Below are 1130 nucleotides of genomic sequence, written 5' to 3' on the forward strand. Positions count from 1 at the left end.
CAGCTCCCCGACCACCCCAACACCGGCGCCCCGGCATACAACCCCACGCCCGCCACGGGCGCACCGGGGTCCGCGGGGTCCGACCCGGCCACGGACACCCCGACCACCGGTGGCGCGGCTGTGAGCGCGGGTGGTGCGACTGCGGGTGCGGCTGGGGGTGCGGGGAGTGGGCGGGCACCCCACGAGGACCCCGACCCGGCCGACTGGACTGTCGAGACTCCCCACACCACACCCGCCGGATCGGACCGGGCCGGGAACCTGGCTGCGCGGGGCGCTGCACCAGAGGAGGGCACGGCCCCTCGCGGGGACACCCCGGCGCCGGGTCCCACGGCACCGGTGCCGCCGGTGTGCACCTCCTGCGGGACGGTCGCCGAGGACTACTTCCCGATCCCGCGGATCGGTGACCCCGTCCTGCCCCCGGCCCGGTGCACCGTCGTGGTCGGCCTGGACGTCCTGCTCGAGAACACGCCCAAGACCGACACTGACACCGACAGCAGCAGCACGGGCCCGAGCGGTACCGGTCAAGGACTCCCACCCACGCACCACGAGGGGCAGACCCCGCCGGGTGCCGCACCACCCGACGGGCCCGGTGACGCCGTCCCGACACCGGGGCCGACGGCGGACGCTGGCACCCCATCGCGTGGGGGTGGTGGGTTGTTGGGCGCACCCCTGGGGTGGATGCCCGGGTTCGGGTACCTCGATGCTGAACACGTCCGGGCCGTCGCGGTCCGCGAGGGATCGGTCTGGCAACGCCTGGTCGCCGACCCCACCACCGGCCACGCCGTGACCGTCTCACCCCACACCTACCGGCCCACCGCCTCGGTCGCCCGCTTCGTCCGCGCCCGCGACGGCATCGCCCGCGACCCCGGCACCGGGGAGATCCCCGCAGACCGGTGCGAACTGGACCACCTGGTCCCCTTCGACCACGGCGGCCCCACCACCCCGGACAACCTGCAGTCCCTCTCCCGCAAGGGCCACACCCGCAAGACAAAACGACAGTGGACCGCCCAAGCCCACCCCGACGGCACCATCCACTGGACCAGCCTCCTGGGCCAGAGGTACACCACCACACCCCACGACTACCGCAACCCCTGAGCCCCACCCCGTCCGCCCCCAGCCGCCGGGCCTGC

1 protein-coding gene is annotated in these 1130 nt (G+C 74.8%); it reads left to right on the top strand.

Features of this window, described 5'->3' with window-relative positions:
* Positions 1–678: 678 nt before the first annotated feature.
* Positions 679–1095: an HNH endonuclease gene (locus HMPREF3099_RS13420; RefSeq protein ID WP_070705167.1), complete on the top strand. Its 417-nt coding sequence runs from the start codon at positions 679–681 to the stop codon at positions 1093–1095.
* Positions 1096–1130: the final 35 nt, after the last annotated feature.

It is taken from the genome of Kytococcus sp. HMSC28H12 (genome assembly GCF_001816045.1).
Classification (GTDB): domain Bacteria; phylum Actinomycetota; class Actinomycetes; order Actinomycetales; family Dermatophilaceae; genus Kytococcus; species Kytococcus schroeteri.

Bases quoted from the DNA above. Each gene is read 5' to 3' on its own strand.
- HMPREF3099_RS13420 (WP_070705167.1), top strand. From the start codon at position 679: ATGCCCGGGTTCGGGTACCTCGATGCTGAACACGTCCGGGCCGTCGCG.